Genomic DNA, 16,537 nt, shown 5'->3' with positions numbered 1-16,537 from the left:
AAGCCAGTTACCTATTATGATCGAAACGGCACGTCTTACGATAATTCCGCTCACTTTAAGTCAGCTTCATCTGCACATTGCCGATAACTACCAGCTGGAAGAAACGCTGGGCTTACAGAAAGGCAATCGGGAAGTCGTTGAGCCGGTGCTGAGTATCATTACTTATTTTACCATTCCCCGTCTGCAGGATCCCGCCTACGATCCGTTGTACCACACCATGTGGTTGGCCATCGACCGGCAGAAACGACAATTCGTCGCCGAAGCCAAGTTCAAAGGCGAGCCCGACGAAACCGGCACCATTGAAATCGGATACGGTACTTACCCTCGCCTGCGCCGATTGGGCTACATGACCGAAATGGTGAGTGGTCTGGTCAACTGGGCAGGGCAGCAGCCGGAGGTTCAGCGCGTAGTGGCCGATACCGAAACCGAAAATGTAGCTTCACAGATCGTATTGGTTAAAAATGGATTTCGTCTGTTCGATCGCATCGAAAACCTCCTGTGGTGGGAGCGCCAATTCGACCGTTAACTAAAAGTAACAAACCGGTATTCTGGGAAAAATCCTGCTAAGTTATAATATATAGTATTTTTTGAATGTAACCCCCTAGCTTTCAGGCCGGTAGCTAACAGTACTCATTTGTCTTCTTATTTCGATTGTTGTTCTTTTACAGCATATATGTCGATTCCTCTTGCCACTCCTCAGAACAACTATGAAAAATGTTACGGTTGCTACCAAAATGAACCTGCCCTGGGTCGAATCTCCCTTCTTCAATGACCTGCTGCAGAAAAAAGAGCTCACGCCTGAGCAGCGCGAAATGGCTATCCACTTCAATCAGGAAGGGTTTTTGCTGTTACGCCAACAGGTTAGTCATGAGTTGATCGATCGGACGCTGGCCGAGATAAATCAGCAATATCCGGCCCGCGTGGGTGAAGAGCCCAGTCGCCATCAGGATCTTTGGAAAAAATACCCAACCGTTCGCCAAATCGCCAGTTTACCCCAGATTTTCGATGTACTCCGGATGTTGTATGACCGCGAACCTATACCGTTCCAGACGCTCAATTTCAAATTTGGTACGCAGCAACGCGCCCATTCCGACACGATTCACTTCAGTAGCGCACCGGCTCGCTTTATGTGCGGTGTCTGGGTCGCTCTAGAAGCGACCGATACCAACAACGGTCCCTTATTTTATTATCCGCGTTCGCACCGACAAAAAGAATTCAATTATTTCGATATCGGACTCGAAGCAGAAGAAAATTACGCTGAGTATCCTCATTATGAGGAATTTATGGAAGAGTTCATGGAAGCCAATGGCTACCAGCGACAGGAAATTCATATGCAGAAAGGCGATGTGCTGATCTGGTCGTCTAATCTGGTGCATGGCGGCATGCCCATCAAAGGCGATAACCGTACGCGCTGGTCGCAGGTGACCCACTATTATTTTGAGGGTTGCATGTATTATTCCCCACGGTTTTCCGATATGTTTGCCAACAATCTGAACCTGCGTCATGTCGTCAACATCGCAACGGGTAAAGTTGTGCAACACAGCGAAAACGGGAAACCAATCGAAACCATTAATACGGGGAAGTTCCGGTACGCTGTCAGTCATAATTTTACCCTGCCGGTTTTGCTGAAAGGTGTGGTCAAAAAACTGATAGGAAAAAAACCGTTCTAATCCTTTAGCTTTTATACGCTTGCAACCCGTCCCCATAAAAACGACCGTTGTCGGCTCCATGCCGTTTCCGGGCTGGCTCGAATTCTCCAGTCAGCATCTGGCTCAGTTTGGCCCGGCCGATATCAATGAAATGATTGAAGATGCCGTGGTGGCATCGGTACACGACCAGGTGTCGGCAGGGCTGGACGTCATTACGGATGGCGAACAGACCCGTTTCGATTTCAATCTGTCGTTCTATGGGTATATCAAAGGCATCCAGAACAACGAAGCTGAACTCCGGCGCTTCGGTCCGCCGGCACACGACCAGCGCGGGAAACATACGATCGTTGAGCCCCTGACCGCACCTAAAGGCCTGGGTGTGGTGGAAGAATACCTGCGGCTGAAACGGCTGGCTCCCGAAGGACAAGGCTTGAAAGTATCGATTCCCGGACCGTATACGCTCAGCGGTCGGCTACTGCCAGGCGATCTGTACAAAGACCGCTGGGAGGTTACGGAAGCCTTGTTACCATTGGTTAATAAAGAAATCGAGGACTTAGTTGCTCTGGGTGTGCCTGAAATTTGCGTGGATGAACCCTCAATGTCGTGCTACGCATATCGGGAAGATACGAAGCGGTTTGTGGATATTTTCAACCGGACGGTAGCCCCCGGCGTCGGGAAAACCCGGTTGTCGATGCACCTCTGCTTTGGGAATTACAAAGGTCGTTCGGTTGGTAAAAAGACCATTGCGCCAATGCTCCCCGATTTTCTGGACATGACCGTTGATGAACTTCACACCGAAATGACCGTGCTGAACTTCGCCGAAGTAAACCTGTTGGCCCGCTTCGCCGAACGGTGCGACGTGGCCGTTGGGGTCATTGATGTGAAGAGCTATTATATCGAAACTCCCGATGATGTGGCCGAGCGCATACGGAAATGTTTGCCTTACGTTCCGGCCGAAAAACTAGCCGTAGCACCCGATTGCGGATTAAGTCAGACTGCCCGATGGGCCGCCAAGCAAAAGCTGGTGAATATGGTGGCTGGTGCCAAAATGGTCAGGGCAGAACTGTAAAGACGCGAAGGCCGGGCCACCGGTGCGGTCGCGTCTTTACAGGACGAATCCATCGGCCAACTGGCAGCGCTCTTGCTTTAGCTGATCGACATTTTCGTCCAGTAACATCCGTGTTTTTTCGGTGTGAAAATATTCCGTGAAAGAAGCCCGGAGTTCCTTGCGCTTCATCGCTTCCAGAAACCGACGTACATCGTCGGGCGTTTCCAGCAGGAGCGGAGGGACCTCCGTGGGTTTGTCAGTTTCGTCCTTGGCCACCATCGTAAAGTAGCTGGTGTTTGTATGCTTGGCCGTTCCCAGCTTCACATTCTCCGCAATTACCTTGATTCCGACAACCAGCGATGTTCTGCCCACGTAATTGACCGAAGCCATCAGCGAAACCAGTTCACCTACCTCGACAGGCTGCCGGAAATTGACGCCATCTACAGAAACCGTTACGCAATACTGTCCTGCGTGTTTAGCCGCACAGGCATACGCGACTTTGTCCATCAGCGATAACAGAATCCCGCCATGTACCCTTCCGCCAAAATTGGCGTAGGCTGGAATCATCAGTTCAGTAAGCGTCGTGCGCGAATGGCTAACGGGTTTGGCATTCATACCAGGATTGATGTGATTTTAGGGACTGACTGTGATTTGCTCTACGAAGCCTAAAGATATAAAAATAGAAAAGCCACCCTGTAATGAGTGGCTCCTAAGAAAATCAGGGAAATCGTAAAATTTACATCAATCCGGCCGGACCACCGTAGTGGTTTAAACGGCGAAGCTCTCTCCGCAACCGCAGGTACGGCTGGCGTTCGGGTTTTTAAACTGGAAGCCTTTACCGTTCAGGCCGTCCGAAAAGTCGAGTTCAGTACCAGCCAGGTACAGCAGGCTCTTACGGTCGACCAAAATTTTAATGCCTTTATCTTCAACCACATGGTCGGTGGGTTGCTGCGTGGCGTCGAATTGCAGATCGTACATCAGGCCCGAGCAACCGCCCCCCTGAACCCCTACGCGAATGGCATAGTCTGCATTTAGACCATCTTTCTGACGTAGTTCAATAATTTTATCTTTTGCAATTTCCGAAACCGTAACCATGGTGAACCAATGTATAATGAATAAGGTACAATGGAATTGGCGCTGCCGTTGTAGGTTTGTAGCACCATAGGGTTAACTTTTCCGTTTCTGGAAAAGTTTCCTGATAAGCCGTCATTATTCCTGTACTGTATGTTTACCAACGTCGAACATATCGGAATTGCCGTCCGTAACCTGACCTCCTCGAACGAGCTGTTCACTAAGCTGCTAAACGTAGCGCCGTACAAATCGGAAAGTGTTGAATCAGAGAGCGTAACGACATCGTTTTTTCGGATCAATCAGACCAAGATCGAACTACTCGAAGCAACGGCTCCGGAAAGCGCCATCGCGAAGTTTCTAGAAAAGAAAGGGGAGGGAATTCACCACCTTGCCTTTGAAGTAGACGACTTAGTGGCCGAAATGGAGCGACTAAAAGCCGAAGGGTTTACGTTGTTGCAGGAAGTACCCAAGCGCGGAGCCGATAATAAACTAGTCTGTTTCCTGAACCCGAAAAGCGCTAACGGCGTATTGATCGAACTCTGTCAGGAAATTAAGGAGTAACCCAGAATGAAATCAGTAAGAAGCAAAGTAATCAGTACCCTGTTTGTTTGCCTGGCCACGCTTGCCAGCGCTCAGATTCCCAGCAATACGGCCCGGTATACGCAACCGGGCGTCGACGTTCAGCACTACGCGTTTTCAATCACCCTCAGCGACTCAACGAATAAAATTCAGGGTGAAGCAACCATCCGCTTCACCCGAGCCGACGACCGGCAAACCGTCTGGTTCGATCTGATCGGTAGCAAAGCAGGCTCGGCACAGACTGGTATGACCGTACGGGCAGTGACCCTGCCGGATGGGAAAGCTGCTCCCTTCAGTCAGCGAAACGACCGCGTGTTCATCAACCTGCCGGCGGCTTCGAACCAGCCTACAGAAGTGACTATCCGATATGACGGTACACCCGCCAAAGGGTTGATCATCAGTCGGAATAAATTCGGTAACCGAACCTTTTTCGGAGATAACTGGCCGAATAACGCCCGAAATTACCTGCCCGTCGTCGATCATCCGTCCGACAAGGCGACCTGTTCGTTCAGTGTCAATGCGCCGGCTACATACCGTGTTATCGCCAATGGGAAATCGCTGGGCGAAAGCGCCTTACCCAACGGCCGTAAACTAACCCGCTGGCAGGAGGCCACCCCCATTCCGACGAAGGTCATGGTGATTGGCGCGGCCCGTTTTGCGGTCGAGGACGTCGGGTCGGTGAGTAGCGTTCCGGTGCAGAGCTGGCTTTATCCGGAAGACAGCCAGAAAGGATTTGTCGATTATCGACCCGCCAAAACGATCCTGCAATACTTCATCGATAAAATCGGACCGTATTCGTACGAAAAGCTGGCGAACGTGCAGTCGACGACGATTTTTGGCGGAATGGAAAACGCCAGCTGCATTTTCTACGACGAGAAAATCATTGTGGGCCGGAAAGACTCGGATGTCGAAGCGCTGCTGGCGCATGAGATTGCGCACCAGTGGTTTGGCAACTCCGCTACCGAAACCGACTGGTCGCAGCTCTGGCTGAGCGAAGGTTTCGCTACGTATTTTTCGGCGCTATACCTTGAACACGCCTATGGCCGCGATACGCTCAACGCGGTGTTGAATCAGAATAAAAACCAGATTTTTCGCTTCACGGCGCTGAAGCCGAAAGGCATCATCATCGATTCGACCACCACGAACCTGATGGATTTGCTGAACCCAAATGCGTATCAGAAAGGCGGCTGGGTGTTACACATGTTGCGTTCTGAACTCGGCGACGAGACATTCTGGAAGGGCATTCGGGCCTACTACGCGACCTACCGGAACAAAAACGCGCAGACAAGTGATTTGCAGGCGGTAATGGAAACGGTGTCGGGGAAGAAGTTAGGGTCCTTCTTCCAGCAATGGCTATACCAGCCCGGTTACCCCGACATCGTTTGGGGATCGCGTTACGATGCGGCCAAAAAGTCGCTGGTCATCGATGTTCGGCAAATTCAGAAGACAGGCGCTTATTTCACCATTCCTCTAACGTTTAGTATCCGGGGCAGTAACGGACGGGAAATCCAGCGCACCGCCCGCCTGACGATGAACGAGCCGACCCAGACGTTTACGGTTCCGCTAGCCACCAAACCCGCTTCTGTCGTTATCGACCCCGACAACACTGTCCTGATGCGCGCTACACAAATGGGAAACTAAATGTCTAACTTGCATTCGTACATCACGTTGCCATCAACTGCTCTTCACCCATGCTCAAGCGCGTTTCGATCCAGAACTTCAAGAGCCTGAAAGACGTCACGCTCGATCTGCAAAAAGTCAATCTGCTCATTGGCCCGAACAACTCCGGTAAGACGAATTTTTTGAAGGCGCTGGAGGATTTCTCAATTAGTGGTTTGACATCTCAAAATGTTGAGGAACTTAAAGCAGTCAGCTTTAAACATCAAGAAGTCAATATAAACTATTCGTTTGATTTCCTACCTGACCCTAATGAATATATGTCTAAGAAATATCCTGTTAGTAATAATAAAATATACCATTACAGTCAAAATTATGAGATTAAAACTATTGATGATTACAACATAGTAGAGACAGTTAAGAATGACTGGTTTGTCAATGGTGATGGTTCTAAAGCTAATATAGAAATTTTGGGTGGCCACAGAAGGGAATTTTTTGATTTTAAGCAAACGAAAGTTTTTCGACCAGACCCATCAAAATTAATTCAGAAAGTAAAGTTTTCTGCGGATCAGGTCGGTCTTCTCGCGGATTGCTCAAATCTTATTTCATTTTATTTTTATATAGATTCTAACTTTAAGAGAAACTCAAAAAAAATTCAAGACGATTTACATAAGTGTATTCCTGAAATAGCATATTTCACTGTACCACCAGTGAAATATGGTAGCGAAAGTATGCTTGGTCTACGTTTTTTCGATAAAGAAGATAACGGCTATTGGGCAGACGAAGTATCAGAAGGAGTGCTTTTTTTTCTTGCTATCCTTTGTATCATTAATCAACCAAACCCACCGAAACTTTTGCTACTTGAAGAGCCAGAAAGAGGTATTCATCCGCGCCGAATTCGGGAAGTGATGGATTTTATTTTTCGATTGGCCGACGAGAAGGACGTTCAGGTTATTCTCACGAGTCACAACGAACATGTATTGGATGATTTTGCTACACGTCCAGGGTCGGTGTTTGTTTTTGATAAGGATGAGGAAGGGGCTACATATGTGCGAAATCTTCAAAAAGATATTATTGAACCAACAAACCAGCGGAACCGGGAATTAGGGCTGGATGAAATTGATTTAACGACGAACCTAAGTGAAAACTGGCTTTATGGACTATTAGGAGGGGTGCCGACAATTCCATGAAGAAGCCCAAATTAACTTATACACTGGTTAGTGAAGGATTTGCTGAATACCAGTTCATTCCCGCTTACTTAAATTGGATTGTAGCCAAATATCCTCAAATTCATCAGGTTGTCAGGACTAATATTCAGATTGCTATCACAAAGAATCCGAGTGCTTCAAAAGTACTTCAGGAAGCGGCAACATTATGCGCTCGGTCATTTGCGGATGATAAAAACTCTTGTGATCTTTTTATTGCTGGAATTGATTTAGACGAACCGGACTTTACCGATGATTTAGAGCGACATAGCAAACGGCTTCGTGAGCTAAAAGAGAAAATGGGTAAAGTACATAAAGCTTACGAGGAGAAAATTATTTTGTACGTTCCAATTCAGGCTATTGACTGCTGGATTTGTTATATTCAGCATAATTCGACTGCAAACAGTCTGGAATCAATTGGTAAAGATGAAATTAAAAAGAAGGTTTATGGAGAGAAGAGTCCAGACAGGCAACGAATAGAAAAGACTGTCCGTGAGGCAGCAGTCAAAGCTGATTTTATGAAACTCGTCAGGCAATCCCGCAGCTTCGCTCATTTTCATAATCAACTAATCACCTTTCTCGACGAGTACAGTAATCAATAAAACAGCCACACTCTCGCGACCGTGGCTGTTTTATTGATTACTGTTCAATTATTGCAGCGTAATCTGGCGGGATGATACCTTGGCGGGCTGAGTCGACAGGGTAACCGGATAAACGGCTACATCATTGCCCGAGGCTAGCTCGACGCTGTAGTTGCCATCGATCAGTTCAGACAGGTCGAACTGAAACCGGAAATCACCTTGTTTTTTGTTGATTAACTGCTTTGCCAGCACTTTACCATCTGAGCCTTTCAGCGAAACAATCATGGTCTGACCCGGTGTCCGTTCGACGTACACGTTCAGTTTAGACGGAAGTGCTGAGGGGAAAACAGCGGCTTTATACGAATCGGTCGTAACCGTCGGATTAGCGGCTGTTGGGGTTGTTGTGGCGGCTGTAGAGGCAAAAGTAGCCGTGCTCAGAAGCAGGGCAGCGATGAAAGATTGAGCAAATGTTTTCATGAGTTGTTCGTATTTGTGTTGTGAATGATTAAAGAATGGCTCAAAGGTATTGCCCTTTCCATCACTCGTAAATCGAAGATGGTATGAAGGCACTGAAACGAGCGCTGAACGGTTGGAAACCGGTGATAAACCGTTTAAACGAACTGCCCGCTTCCGGCGTTTATCTTAAGAAACCACAGCATAATTCGCCTGATTGGGCTGCCACTGACATGAACTACTATCATTCTATCATCGATACCATTGGCAATACGCCCCTGGTCAAGCTCAATAAAGTCACGAAAGGCATTCGGGGAACGGTGCTGGCGAAGATTGAATATTTCAATCCGGGCAACTCGGTGAAAGACCGCATTGCCATACGCATGATCGAAGATGCTGAAGCGCGGGGTGTGTTGAAACCCGGTGGCACGATCATCGAAGGTACCAGCGGTAACACGGGCATGGGGCTGGCCCTGGCGGCTATTGGAAAAGGCTACAAGTGCATTTTCACGATGGCCGATAAGCAGTCGAAGGAGAAAATCGATATTCTGCGGGCAGTAGGCGCCGAGGTCGTCGTTTGTCCGACCAACGTAACGCCTGATGATCCGCGCTCGTACTACTCGATAGCCAAAAAACTCAATCGTGATATTCCCAACTCGTTTTACCCGAATCAATACGACAACCTGGCCAATACGGCAGCCCACTATGAAACGACCGGTCCGGAAATCTGGCGGGATACAGACGGTAAAATCACGCATTTTGCGGCTGGCGTCGGTACAGGAGGGACCATCTGCGGGACGTCGAAGTTCCTGAAAGAACAGAACCCCGCTGTGGTTTCTGTTGGACTGGATACGTACGGGTCGGTTTTCAAGAAATACAAAGAAACGGGGCAGTTCGACGAGCGCGAAATCTATCCGTATCTAACCGAGGGTATTGGCGAAGATATTCTGCCGCAGAACGTAGATTTCAGCGTTATCGATCATTTTATCAAGGTGACCGACAAAGACGCTGCCATCATGACCCGGCGGCTGGCGCGGGAAGAAGGTCTGTTTGTGGGCTGGTCGTGCGGTACCGCCGTGCATGGGGCACTCGAATGGGCTAAAGATCACCTCACCGACGACGATGTTCTGGTGATTCTACTGCCTGACCACGGCACACGCTACCTCGCTAAAATTTACAACGATACCTGGATGAAAGACCACGGTTTTCTGGAAGATCGTGCGTTCAAAACCGCTCGTGATATCATTCATCACAAAAACGGCCAGTCACAACTAACCACCATTGGAGCGGGCGTGTCGGTGAGCCAGGCCATTCAGGTATTGAACCGATACGGAATTTCGCAGATACCGGTTACCGACGAAGCAGGTAACATTGTCGGTAGCCTGACGGATTCGACCATCCTGAACCGCCTGATCGAAGATCCAAGGGTGAAAGATAACCCTGTCAGCGACGTCATGGACAAGCCGTTTAAATTCGTGGGTCTGGATAACACCGTCGATGCTTTATCATCTCTGATCGACCGTGACAACAAAGCTCTGCTAGTGCGCGATGAACGGGAGCAGGTGCACATCATTACGCAGGCGGATTTGCTGGCTGCTATGACGAACTGACGTTTGGCGTGAGCGGTGGCAGGGTTTGTTGAACGCCAACATCAATTGCGGCACCGCTCACGCCAAACGTCATAATTACCTGAAAATTTGTAGTATTGTAGTAAATCGCAAGGCTATGGCAACAGAAGCAGTAACCCCTGAGCTAGAAGTACCACAGCAAATACCTTCCTATCTGATTTATGAAACGCTCAACGGCCGCCCGCTTTATCGCAAGGGCTATAAGGAAGTATTGGCTAACCGAAAGACACCGGGCGAAATTATGGGCTGTAGTGACCTCCAGGCAATTATCGTATCTGCTCTACACTTATATCTTGGTAACCATGTAAACCGTAAAGCCTACTGGGTCGTTACCAACGAACCCGGATTGCATATTCAGTTAGGCGATAACCTGTCGAACGATATTGCGATCTATGCGAAAGAGAAAGTAACCGTTAAAGGAAAGTTTTTTGACGTAGCTCCCAGAGTCGTGGTCGAAGTCGATATCAAAGTCGATCTCGAAGCCTTTCCGGCTATGGAGCAGGATTACATCTACGAAAAGACGCAGGCAATGCTCGACTTTGGAACGGAGCGGGTCATCTGGATTACGACTAAATCCCGGAAAATATTCGTTGCTACGCGAGACGAGAACTGGCTTACACTCAACTGGAACGCTACGGTCCCCGTTCTCGATGCCGTAACGCTGAACGTAGCGGATATTCTCACCGAAGAAGGCGTTTTGTAGGAAATCTGCACATAATTATCGCCGGTTGTCTTCGCCTTCCATCATGCTCAGATAGCTCATGTAGCGGCTTTCGGCAATGGCACCTTCGGCGACGGCTTCTTTGATGGCACAACCCGGCTCGTTAAGATGCAGACAGTTATGGAACCGGCACTGGTTCAGCCGATCGCGCATTTCGGGGAAATAGTGGCTGATTTCTTCTTTCTCCGTGTCGATTAGGCCAAGTTCTTTGATGCCTGGGGTATCGATGATGTAGGTGCTGGGCGCCAGCTCAAACATTTCGGCGAAGGTTGTGGTATGTACGCCCTTGTTGGCAAACGTCGACACTTCGTTCGTGCGTAAGTTCAGATCAGGCGCAATCGCATTGACCAGCGACGATTTCCCTACGCCCGAATGACCCGACAGAAGGGTAATCTTATGATCGAGTAACTGCCGAAACGCATCCACGCCTTCGCCCTCCGTGGCCGACGTCGACAGGCAATGGTAGCCAATCCGTTCGTACATATCCATAATTTCCTGCTGGTAGGCCAACCCCTCGTCGTTCAGAATATCCGTTTTATTGAACACGATGGTCGTTGGAATCCGAAACGATTCGGCCGAAACCAGAAAACGGTCGATAAACCCCAGTGATGTGCGCGGTAGGGTAAGTGTGGCCAGCAGAACCGCCTGATCGAGATTGGCCGCCAGGATGTGCCCGTGCGCGGTTTTATGCACCGACTGCCGGATGATGTAATTTTCGCGGGGGGCAATGTAGGTAATAATCGCTGTATTTTGGGATTCGTCCTCTACGTCGAATGTAACCCGATCCCCTACCGCAATAGGGTTCGTAACTTTAAGCCCCTTTATTTTAAATTTCCCTTTCAGCCGCCCCTGAAAAACATGTCCGTCCTCGTTGCGAACGTCGTACCAGGAGCCTGTGGATCGTATGACTAAACCGTTTTGCAATGTCTAAACCGTGAAAGTGTAAAAGAGTCGGTGAATGAGCTCACTTTTCAATTATTCGTTCGCTCAAAAGCTGATCAACAACCTGCATAACCTGTGTCGTTGCACCAATGTTCCGTAGAACGTAAGCCCGGCTGATATGAGCCGCTTCTGAGGCATTTTCGTATTGTCTCCCAAAGACCGTTGCCAGTTCAATGGTGTCGCTGACCGCAAAAGCACCTCTTTCGTGGATTAAATCAACGGCTTCCTGAAATTTTGCGTATTCGGGCCCAAAAAATAGGGGCATACCGAAAGTAGCCGCTTCGAGAATATTGTGCAATCCCTGCTTAAACGCACCGCCGATGTAAGCGAATTCGCCGTACTGATAGAGCGACGAAAGCATACCTACGTTGTCGATGAACAGCACCGCTGCCTGACGAACATCCGTTTCACTGGTTTGTGAAAATCGTACCGACGGTTTGCTCAACTGGCTTTGCCAGCGCTCAATCTCACCCTCGTGAATTTCATGGGGTGCAATGATAACGTTTAAGGGCTGGCTGAAAGAATTCAGAAACGGAACCAGTACGGCCATATCCTCTGGCCAGGCGCTTCCTACCACCAGCAGGGGCTGGTCGTTTTTAAAAGCGGCCGCCAGTGGTATGGCTTTTTTCGCAGCTGCTACCTTGGCAACCCGGTCAAAACGAGTGTCGCCGGCACGGGTAACCTTGGTTATGCCAATAGTTTTCAGCAAATCGACGGATTCCTGATTCTGGACCAGGATGTGGTCGAAATAATGGAGCATTCGCCGGTAAAAACCACCATATGGCTTGAAGAAAAGCTGATCGGGCCGGAAAATAGCGGAAAATGAAAGAACAGGTACATTAACCGCTTTCAACTCTCGGAGGTAGTTATACCAGAATTCATACTTGATAAAAAATGCAATGTGGGGCTTTACAAGAGTAACGAACCGGTGGGCATTATCGGGCGTATCGACTGGAAGATAAACAATGTAATCGGCTCCATCGTAGTTTTTGCGCACCTCATAGCCCGATGGCGAAAAGAACGTCAACAAAATCTTATAGGCTGGGTATTGCTTCCGAAACGCTTCGATGACGGGCCGGCCCTGTTCAAATTCGCCCAGGGAAGCCGCGTGAAACCAGGCAATCATAGCGGTATTGCCCGCTAGTTTGGCGGCCAGCGCTGCAGCCCAGTCCCGACGACCGTCAACCCACAGACGAGCTTTTGGATGAAACGGTGCTACCAACCGCATCAGGGTCTGGAACGTCAGAATACCTGTATTATAGAGTCCGGAAAACAAGCGTATGTAAAATTGATGAGATAGACAAAGCTACGAACTCACTATGAAATCATTCATTTCGGCACTGATCATGCGGGGCGTTCTAAGTTTGGCGCAATAAACGGCCTGGTTACGAGACAGAAGCTTACTCTATTGAAGCTAAATCAGCAAGTGAAAAAATGCCCGCTGGCGTCGCCTGGCCACCTCCCCGAAACATTTCCCTGAAAATGGCTGAAAAGTTAGGGTACGTTCCAGAAAGTAAGAACTTTTCAAATTCCTAAATGTGTTTTCGCTCAACAGAACCTATGTTGCAACAATGAACTGGAATAAGTTAACGAGTGATGCTCAACTGGATAGCATAAAAGAAGAATCCGTAAAGCAACCCGTGCTGATTTTTAAACACAGTACAAGTTGTTCCATCAGCGCAATGGCCCTCAGCCGTATGGAACGTAACTGGAACGATCAGCTTGGGGTGAAGCCCTATTATCTCGACTTATTAGCTAACCGGTCTATTTCGAATAAGATTGAAAACGTTTTTGGCGTTGAGCACGAATCCCCGCAGGTGCTGCTCATCCGCAATGGCGAATGCATTTACGATGCCTCGCATATGTCGATCTCGTTTGCCGGATTGCAACAGGCCGTTTAAGGGAAGGGGTATGGGGTAAGGGCGTAGGGACACTACAGAAATCGCCCGATGCCCTTACTCCATACCCTCTCCTCCATTATTCTTTCAGCGTAATCTTGGCGCGATGACAAACACCGCCGATGGGCGGGTTGAATTTCGATACGCTGACTTCAACGGATTGTAATTCAGGGTACTGTGCTCGAATGTCCTGAATGATCTGATGCCCAATGTGCTCGAGTAACCGGGCCGATCGCTGCATTACGTTGGCCGTGATCCGGTACAAATCCTCATAATTTACCGTTGCACTCAGCCGGTCGCGCCGGGCTGCTTCCGAAAAATCGGCCGTGACAATGATGTCGACGGAATATTTATTGCCGATTTTTTGCTCCTCGTCGTAAAAACCGTGATAAGAGAAAAATTCGAGTCCTTCTAGTGCAATTGTTCCCATGTGTAGCGCGGGCGGAAACCCGCATTCGTTTACTGAGGCAGCGGTTTTATGCCGTGCTACTCCAGCACTTAAATCTGATCAAAAAACGAGCCGCCTTTTTTAGGTTCCGAATCCTGCTGTACGTCGACTGGCTGAGCTACCGGTTCAGCCGTATCGACCTCTGCCAGCACTGGTTTCGAACCTTTGAGCTCTTCTGTGGTCTCCGAGTTATTGGTAATGTCTGGTTCCTGAACGGCCTCCGGTTGAGTCGACTGGCGAACGGCGTCGTTGAGCTTGGCGACCACCGCTTCGTCGATTGGAATAGCTTCGGGAATGGCGGGTTCGCGTTGGGTAAGCGGAGGCAGATCAGTAATGGGGGGCGGGGTCGATTCAGAGGCTTTTACTGGCTCAGGCTGCTTTTGGGCATCGGCCTGTTTTAGCTCATCTTTAATCTGGCTAGCCGTTTCATCGATTTTTCCCTTCAGGTTTTGCTTGGTGAATTTTTTCTCGAAGCGCTCCACGCTGTCGACGGCGTTACCGGCCAGGGTGCGGATCTGCACCGCCAGATTTTCTTTATAGTTTTCCAGCGCTTTAAAGTCATGTTCCAACGATTTTAGGTCGTTCAGGATATTGTCTTTTAAGTAGCGTGACTGATTTTCAGCGTCCTGTACCATCAATGCCGAGCGCTTGCGGGCGTCGGCCAGTAAATCGTCTGCTTTCTGTTTGGCTTCACTGATGTATTTTTCGCCGGCTTTATTGGCCTGCTCCGTTATTTGCGTACTGGTATCTTCGGCTGTTTTCAGCGTCCGAAACAGGGTCATTTCTACTTCTTTCAGCTTACCCAACTCTTTTTCGGCCAGTTCAAGCTGCATTTTCAACATTTTATAATCGCTGGTGACCCGTTCCCATTCTTCGGATACCAGCGCCAGGAAAGCGTCTACTTCTTCTGTTTTATAACCGCGCAATCCCTTTTCAAATGAGTGTTGCCGGATATCATTAGGCGTAAATTTCATCGGTGCGCTAAGGTTTTTGGTTGTTACTTACTAACAGATAGAGGTGAAATAACGCTCATAATACGGATTTTACAAAAAATAGCCGGAAAATTAGAAGATTCCTAGGAGACGGTCGTTTTTCAACTCAACTGCCAAACCGAAATAGTACGGTCGTCACTGGCCGAAAGCAACTCCCGGTTGTAGTCTGTCCAGAGTAGTTTATTAACCGACGTGCCGTGGCCAGCATGACGCGCCCGGTCGACGACTTTTAATAACCGATACGTATCGGCATCCCAGATCTTAATCGATTTATCCATACTGGCGGTGGCCAACAGACTCCCGTCCGGGCTGTAGGTCAGATGGTTGATGGCGAATAAATGCGCTACGATGTCGGTCTGAAGGCTATATTCTTTTTCGGCGTCCCAGACTTTCAGGTGTGCATCGCGTCCGGCGGTCAGCAGGTATCGGAAGTCTGGCGAATAGGCCAGGGTAAAAACCGAATTGGTATGCGCCGGAATCATCCGCTTCAGATCGTAGGTGATCAGATCGAAAATCCGAACCGAATTATCGCTGTAACCTACGGCGACTTCCCGCTCGATGGGATTGATAGCAAGACATCGGGCCGCCTGGCCGGAAGCTTTAAGGTACTTTTTAACAGCCAGTTGTTCGGCATCGAGCACCACCACAACGCCATCGGATAAAGCAACAAAGGCGTCGTTTTTGTAAAAGTTAATGGCGAAAATAGCCGCTGAAGTTAGCTTCAGCGAACGAGCTTCCTGCTTCTGATCCGTGTCGATCAGGTGAAGTCCTTCGTAATTCTGACCGACCCAGAGCAGTTTACTGGTCGGATGTAGCGCTATGGCATAAACCGAAGCCGATACTTTGGCAATCAGGGTTCCCCGGTCGGGCCGATCGAGTTGCCAGCGGACAACCAGTCCGTCGGCGCCTGACGAAAAAAACTGATTCGTTTCCAGGCCCCCTTCCAGGCTATAAACGCAATCGCGGTGACCACCGAACGTATCGATTTTTTCTACATGCATGACCGATAAACAAACAAGTTGACCCGCAAAGGTCGGTAAACCTTTCTTTTTCCCGAACGACTTCCGACTTTTGATTCGTGAGGGTTCAGATAGACATAAACAGCGATTGCATAGCCACGCTCCAGAGCATTACGGAAGATGAACCGACTCTACAGCTGGCGTTGCAGCTGACGACGCCCGAGGAGGAGGAACTGGCCAGCATCAGCCACCCGGCGCAACGCATCGAATGGATGGCCTGCCGGATAGCTATCCGGCAATTGGTTGAAGCCCAGGGCGTCGTGTACAACGGGCTTCAGAAAGACGAATTCGGAAAGCCTTATTTAATCGGATTGCCGTGGCACATGTCTTTATCGCATACCACCGGCTGGGCGGCTGTTGCCCTGCATCGCCAACGGCCCATTGGTATCGATATCGAACCGATTCGGGAACAATTTAAACGGGTGGTACCCAGGGTTTTGTCGGAAAGTGAAGTTGCACACGCCGGTGGCGACCCGAATCGGCTGGCGGTTTACTGGTGTGCCAAAGAAGCACTCTACAAACTGTACGGCAAACGTCAGCTTACTTTTCGGGAGCACCTGCATGTCGACCCGTTTGCCGATCATGATGAACACCTGGTCGGTCATGTGCGCCTACCCGATCACGAATCGCAGCTCACCATTCGTTGTTTTCGGACAGGACCGGGTCTGCTGGCTGTAGCGTACTAA

Annotated in this window: 19 protein-coding genes; 11 read left to right on the top strand and 8 right to left on the bottom strand. The window is 49.2% G+C overall.

Annotation, left to right across the window (positions count from 1 at the left end):
• Window positions 1-16 precede the first annotated feature (16 nt).
• The 3 genes from ACYVC2_RS26530 (at window position 17) to ACYVC2_RS26520 (ending at window position 2,718) form a co-directional block, all read left to right on the top strand.
• Complete coding sequence (locus ACYVC2_RS26530) at window positions 17-526, top strand: GNAT family N-acetyltransferase (protein ID WP_461107645.1); 510 nt, start codon at window positions 17-19, stop codon at window positions 524-526.
• Window positions 527-707: 181 nt separating this feature from the next.
• On the top strand, window positions 708-1,670 hold the full coding sequence (locus tag ACYVC2_RS26525; protein WP_461107643.1) for a phytanoyl-CoA dioxygenase family protein: 963 nt from the start codon (window positions 708-710) through the stop codon (window positions 1,668-1,670).
• A 19-nt stretch (window positions 1,671-1,689) separates the two neighbouring features.
• The gene (locus ACYVC2_RS26520) at window positions 1,690-2,718 is read left to right on the top strand and encodes a methionine synthase (protein WP_461107641.1); all 1,029 of its coding nucleotides are present in this window, start codon (window positions 1,690-1,692) and stop codon (window positions 2,716-2,718) included.
• Between the two features lie 36 nt (window positions 2,719-2,754).
• Here ACYVC2_RS26520 and ACYVC2_RS26515 read toward each other — a convergent pair whose 3' ends face one another.
• Both ACYVC2_RS26515 and ACYVC2_RS26510 read right to left on the bottom strand, forming a co-directional pair.
• Window positions 2,755-3,312, bottom strand: coding sequence for an acyl-CoA thioesterase (locus ACYVC2_RS26515; RefSeq protein WP_461107639.1), 558 nt, complete (start codon window positions 3,310-3,312; stop codon window positions 2,755-2,757).
• Between the two features lie 153 nt (window positions 3,313-3,465).
• Window positions 3,466-3,792, bottom strand: a complete 327-nt coding sequence (locus tag ACYVC2_RS26510; RefSeq protein WP_461107637.1) for a HesB/IscA family protein — start codon at window positions 3,790-3,792, stop codon at window positions 3,466-3,468.
• 129 nt (window positions 3,793-3,921) lie between these two features.
• On the opposite strand from ACYVC2_RS26510, the gene mce reads away from it, so the two are divergent.
• Genes mce through ACYVC2_RS26490 form a run of 4 tightly spaced genes read left to right on the top strand, consistent with a single transcriptional unit; the run spans window position 3,922 to window position 7,771 of the window.
• Window positions 3,922-4,329 (top strand): methylmalonyl-CoA epimerase, encoded by a 408-nt coding sequence (gene mce / locus ACYVC2_RS26505; protein ID WP_461107635.1) that lies wholly within the window; start codon window positions 3,922-3,924, stop codon window positions 4,327-4,329.
• 6 nt (window positions 4,330-4,335) lie between these two features.
• The gene (locus ACYVC2_RS26500; protein ID WP_461107633.1) at window positions 4,336-5,988 is read left to right on the top strand and encodes a M1 family metallopeptidase; all 1,653 of its coding nucleotides are present in this window, start codon (window positions 4,336-4,338) and stop codon (window positions 5,986-5,988) included.
• Window positions 5,989-6,038: 50 nt separating this feature from the next.
• Window positions 6,039-7,154, top strand: coding sequence for an AAA family ATPase (locus tag ACYVC2_RS26495; RefSeq protein WP_461107631.1), 1,116 nt, complete (start codon window positions 6,039-6,041; stop codon window positions 7,152-7,154).
• Entirely contained in the window at window positions 7,151-7,771 is a 621-nt protein-coding gene (locus ACYVC2_RS26490) for a hypothetical protein (RefSeq protein ID WP_461107629.1), read from the top strand. The genes ACYVC2_RS26495 and ACYVC2_RS26490 overlap by 4 nt, the downstream gene beginning before the upstream one ends.
• A gap of 48 nt (window positions 7,772-7,819) precedes the next feature.
• Here the strand turns inward: ACYVC2_RS26490 and ACYVC2_RS26485 are convergent, their stop codons facing one another.
• The gene (locus tag ACYVC2_RS26485) at window positions 7,820-8,227 is read right to left on the bottom strand and encodes a hypothetical protein (protein WP_461107627.1); all 408 of its coding nucleotides are present in this window, start codon (window positions 8,225-8,227) and stop codon (window positions 7,820-7,822) included.
• A gap of 209 nt (window positions 8,228-8,436) precedes the next feature.
• On the opposite strand from ACYVC2_RS26485, the gene ACYVC2_RS26480 reads away from it, so the two are divergent.
• Window positions 8,437-9,813, top strand: coding sequence for a cystathionine beta-synthase (locus tag ACYVC2_RS26480; protein WP_461107625.1), 1,377 nt, complete (start codon window positions 8,437-8,439; stop codon window positions 9,811-9,813).
• 115 nt (window positions 9,814-9,928) lie between these two features.
• A complete protein-coding gene (locus ACYVC2_RS26475) occupies window positions 9,929-10,534 on the top strand; it encodes a Uma2 family endonuclease (RefSeq protein WP_461107623.1) in 606 nt (201 codons plus the stop codon).
• 15 nt (window positions 10,535-10,549) lie between these two features.
• Here ACYVC2_RS26475 and rsgA read toward each other — a convergent pair whose 3' ends face one another.
• Window positions 10,550-11,476, bottom strand: coding sequence for a ribosome small subunit-dependent GTPase A (gene rsgA, locus ACYVC2_RS26470; protein ID WP_461107621.1), 927 nt, complete (start codon window positions 11,474-11,476; stop codon window positions 10,550-10,552).
• 40 nt (window positions 11,477-11,516) lie between these two features.
• Entirely contained in the window at window positions 11,517-12,770 is a 1,254-nt protein-coding gene (locus tag ACYVC2_RS26465) for a 3-deoxy-D-manno-octulosonic acid transferase (protein WP_461107619.1), read from the bottom strand.
• 295 nt (window positions 12,771-13,065) lie between these two features.
• Here ACYVC2_RS26465 and ytxJ point away from each other — a divergent pair, with 295 nt between their 5' ends.
• Window positions 13,066-13,395 (top strand): bacillithiol system redox-active protein YtxJ, encoded by a 330-nt coding sequence (gene ytxJ, locus ACYVC2_RS26460; protein WP_461107617.1) that lies wholly within the window; start codon window positions 13,066-13,068, stop codon window positions 13,393-13,395.
• 76 nt (window positions 13,396-13,471) lie between these two features.
• On the opposite strand, the gene folB is transcribed toward ytxJ, so the two are convergent.
• From folB to ACYVC2_RS26445, 3 genes are all read right to left on the bottom strand, one after another.
• A complete protein-coding gene (folB, locus tag ACYVC2_RS26455) occupies window positions 13,472-13,822 on the bottom strand; it encodes a dihydroneopterin aldolase (protein ID WP_461107615.1) in 351 nt (116 codons plus the stop codon).
• 68 nt (window positions 13,823-13,890) lie between these two features.
• Complete coding sequence (locus ACYVC2_RS26450; protein ID WP_461107612.1) at window positions 13,891-14,814, bottom strand: DivIVA domain-containing protein; 924 nt, start codon at window positions 14,812-14,814, stop codon at window positions 13,891-13,893.
• Between the two features lie 119 nt (window positions 14,815-14,933).
• Window positions 14,934-15,833: a WD40 repeat domain-containing protein gene (locus ACYVC2_RS26445; protein WP_461107610.1), complete on the bottom strand. Its 900-nt coding sequence runs from the start codon at window positions 15,831-15,833 to the stop codon at window positions 14,934-14,936.
• A 77-nt stretch (window positions 15,834-15,910) separates the two neighbouring features.
• Between ACYVC2_RS26445 and ACYVC2_RS26440 the strand changes: the two genes are divergently transcribed.
• Window positions 15,911-16,537, top strand: coding sequence for a 4'-phosphopantetheinyl transferase family protein (locus ACYVC2_RS26440; RefSeq protein ID WP_461107608.1), 627 nt, complete (start codon window positions 15,911-15,913; stop codon window positions 16,535-16,537).

It is taken from the genome of Spirosoma koreense (assembly GCF_054777875.1).
This window is presented reverse-complemented; position numbering and strand designations above follow the sequence as displayed.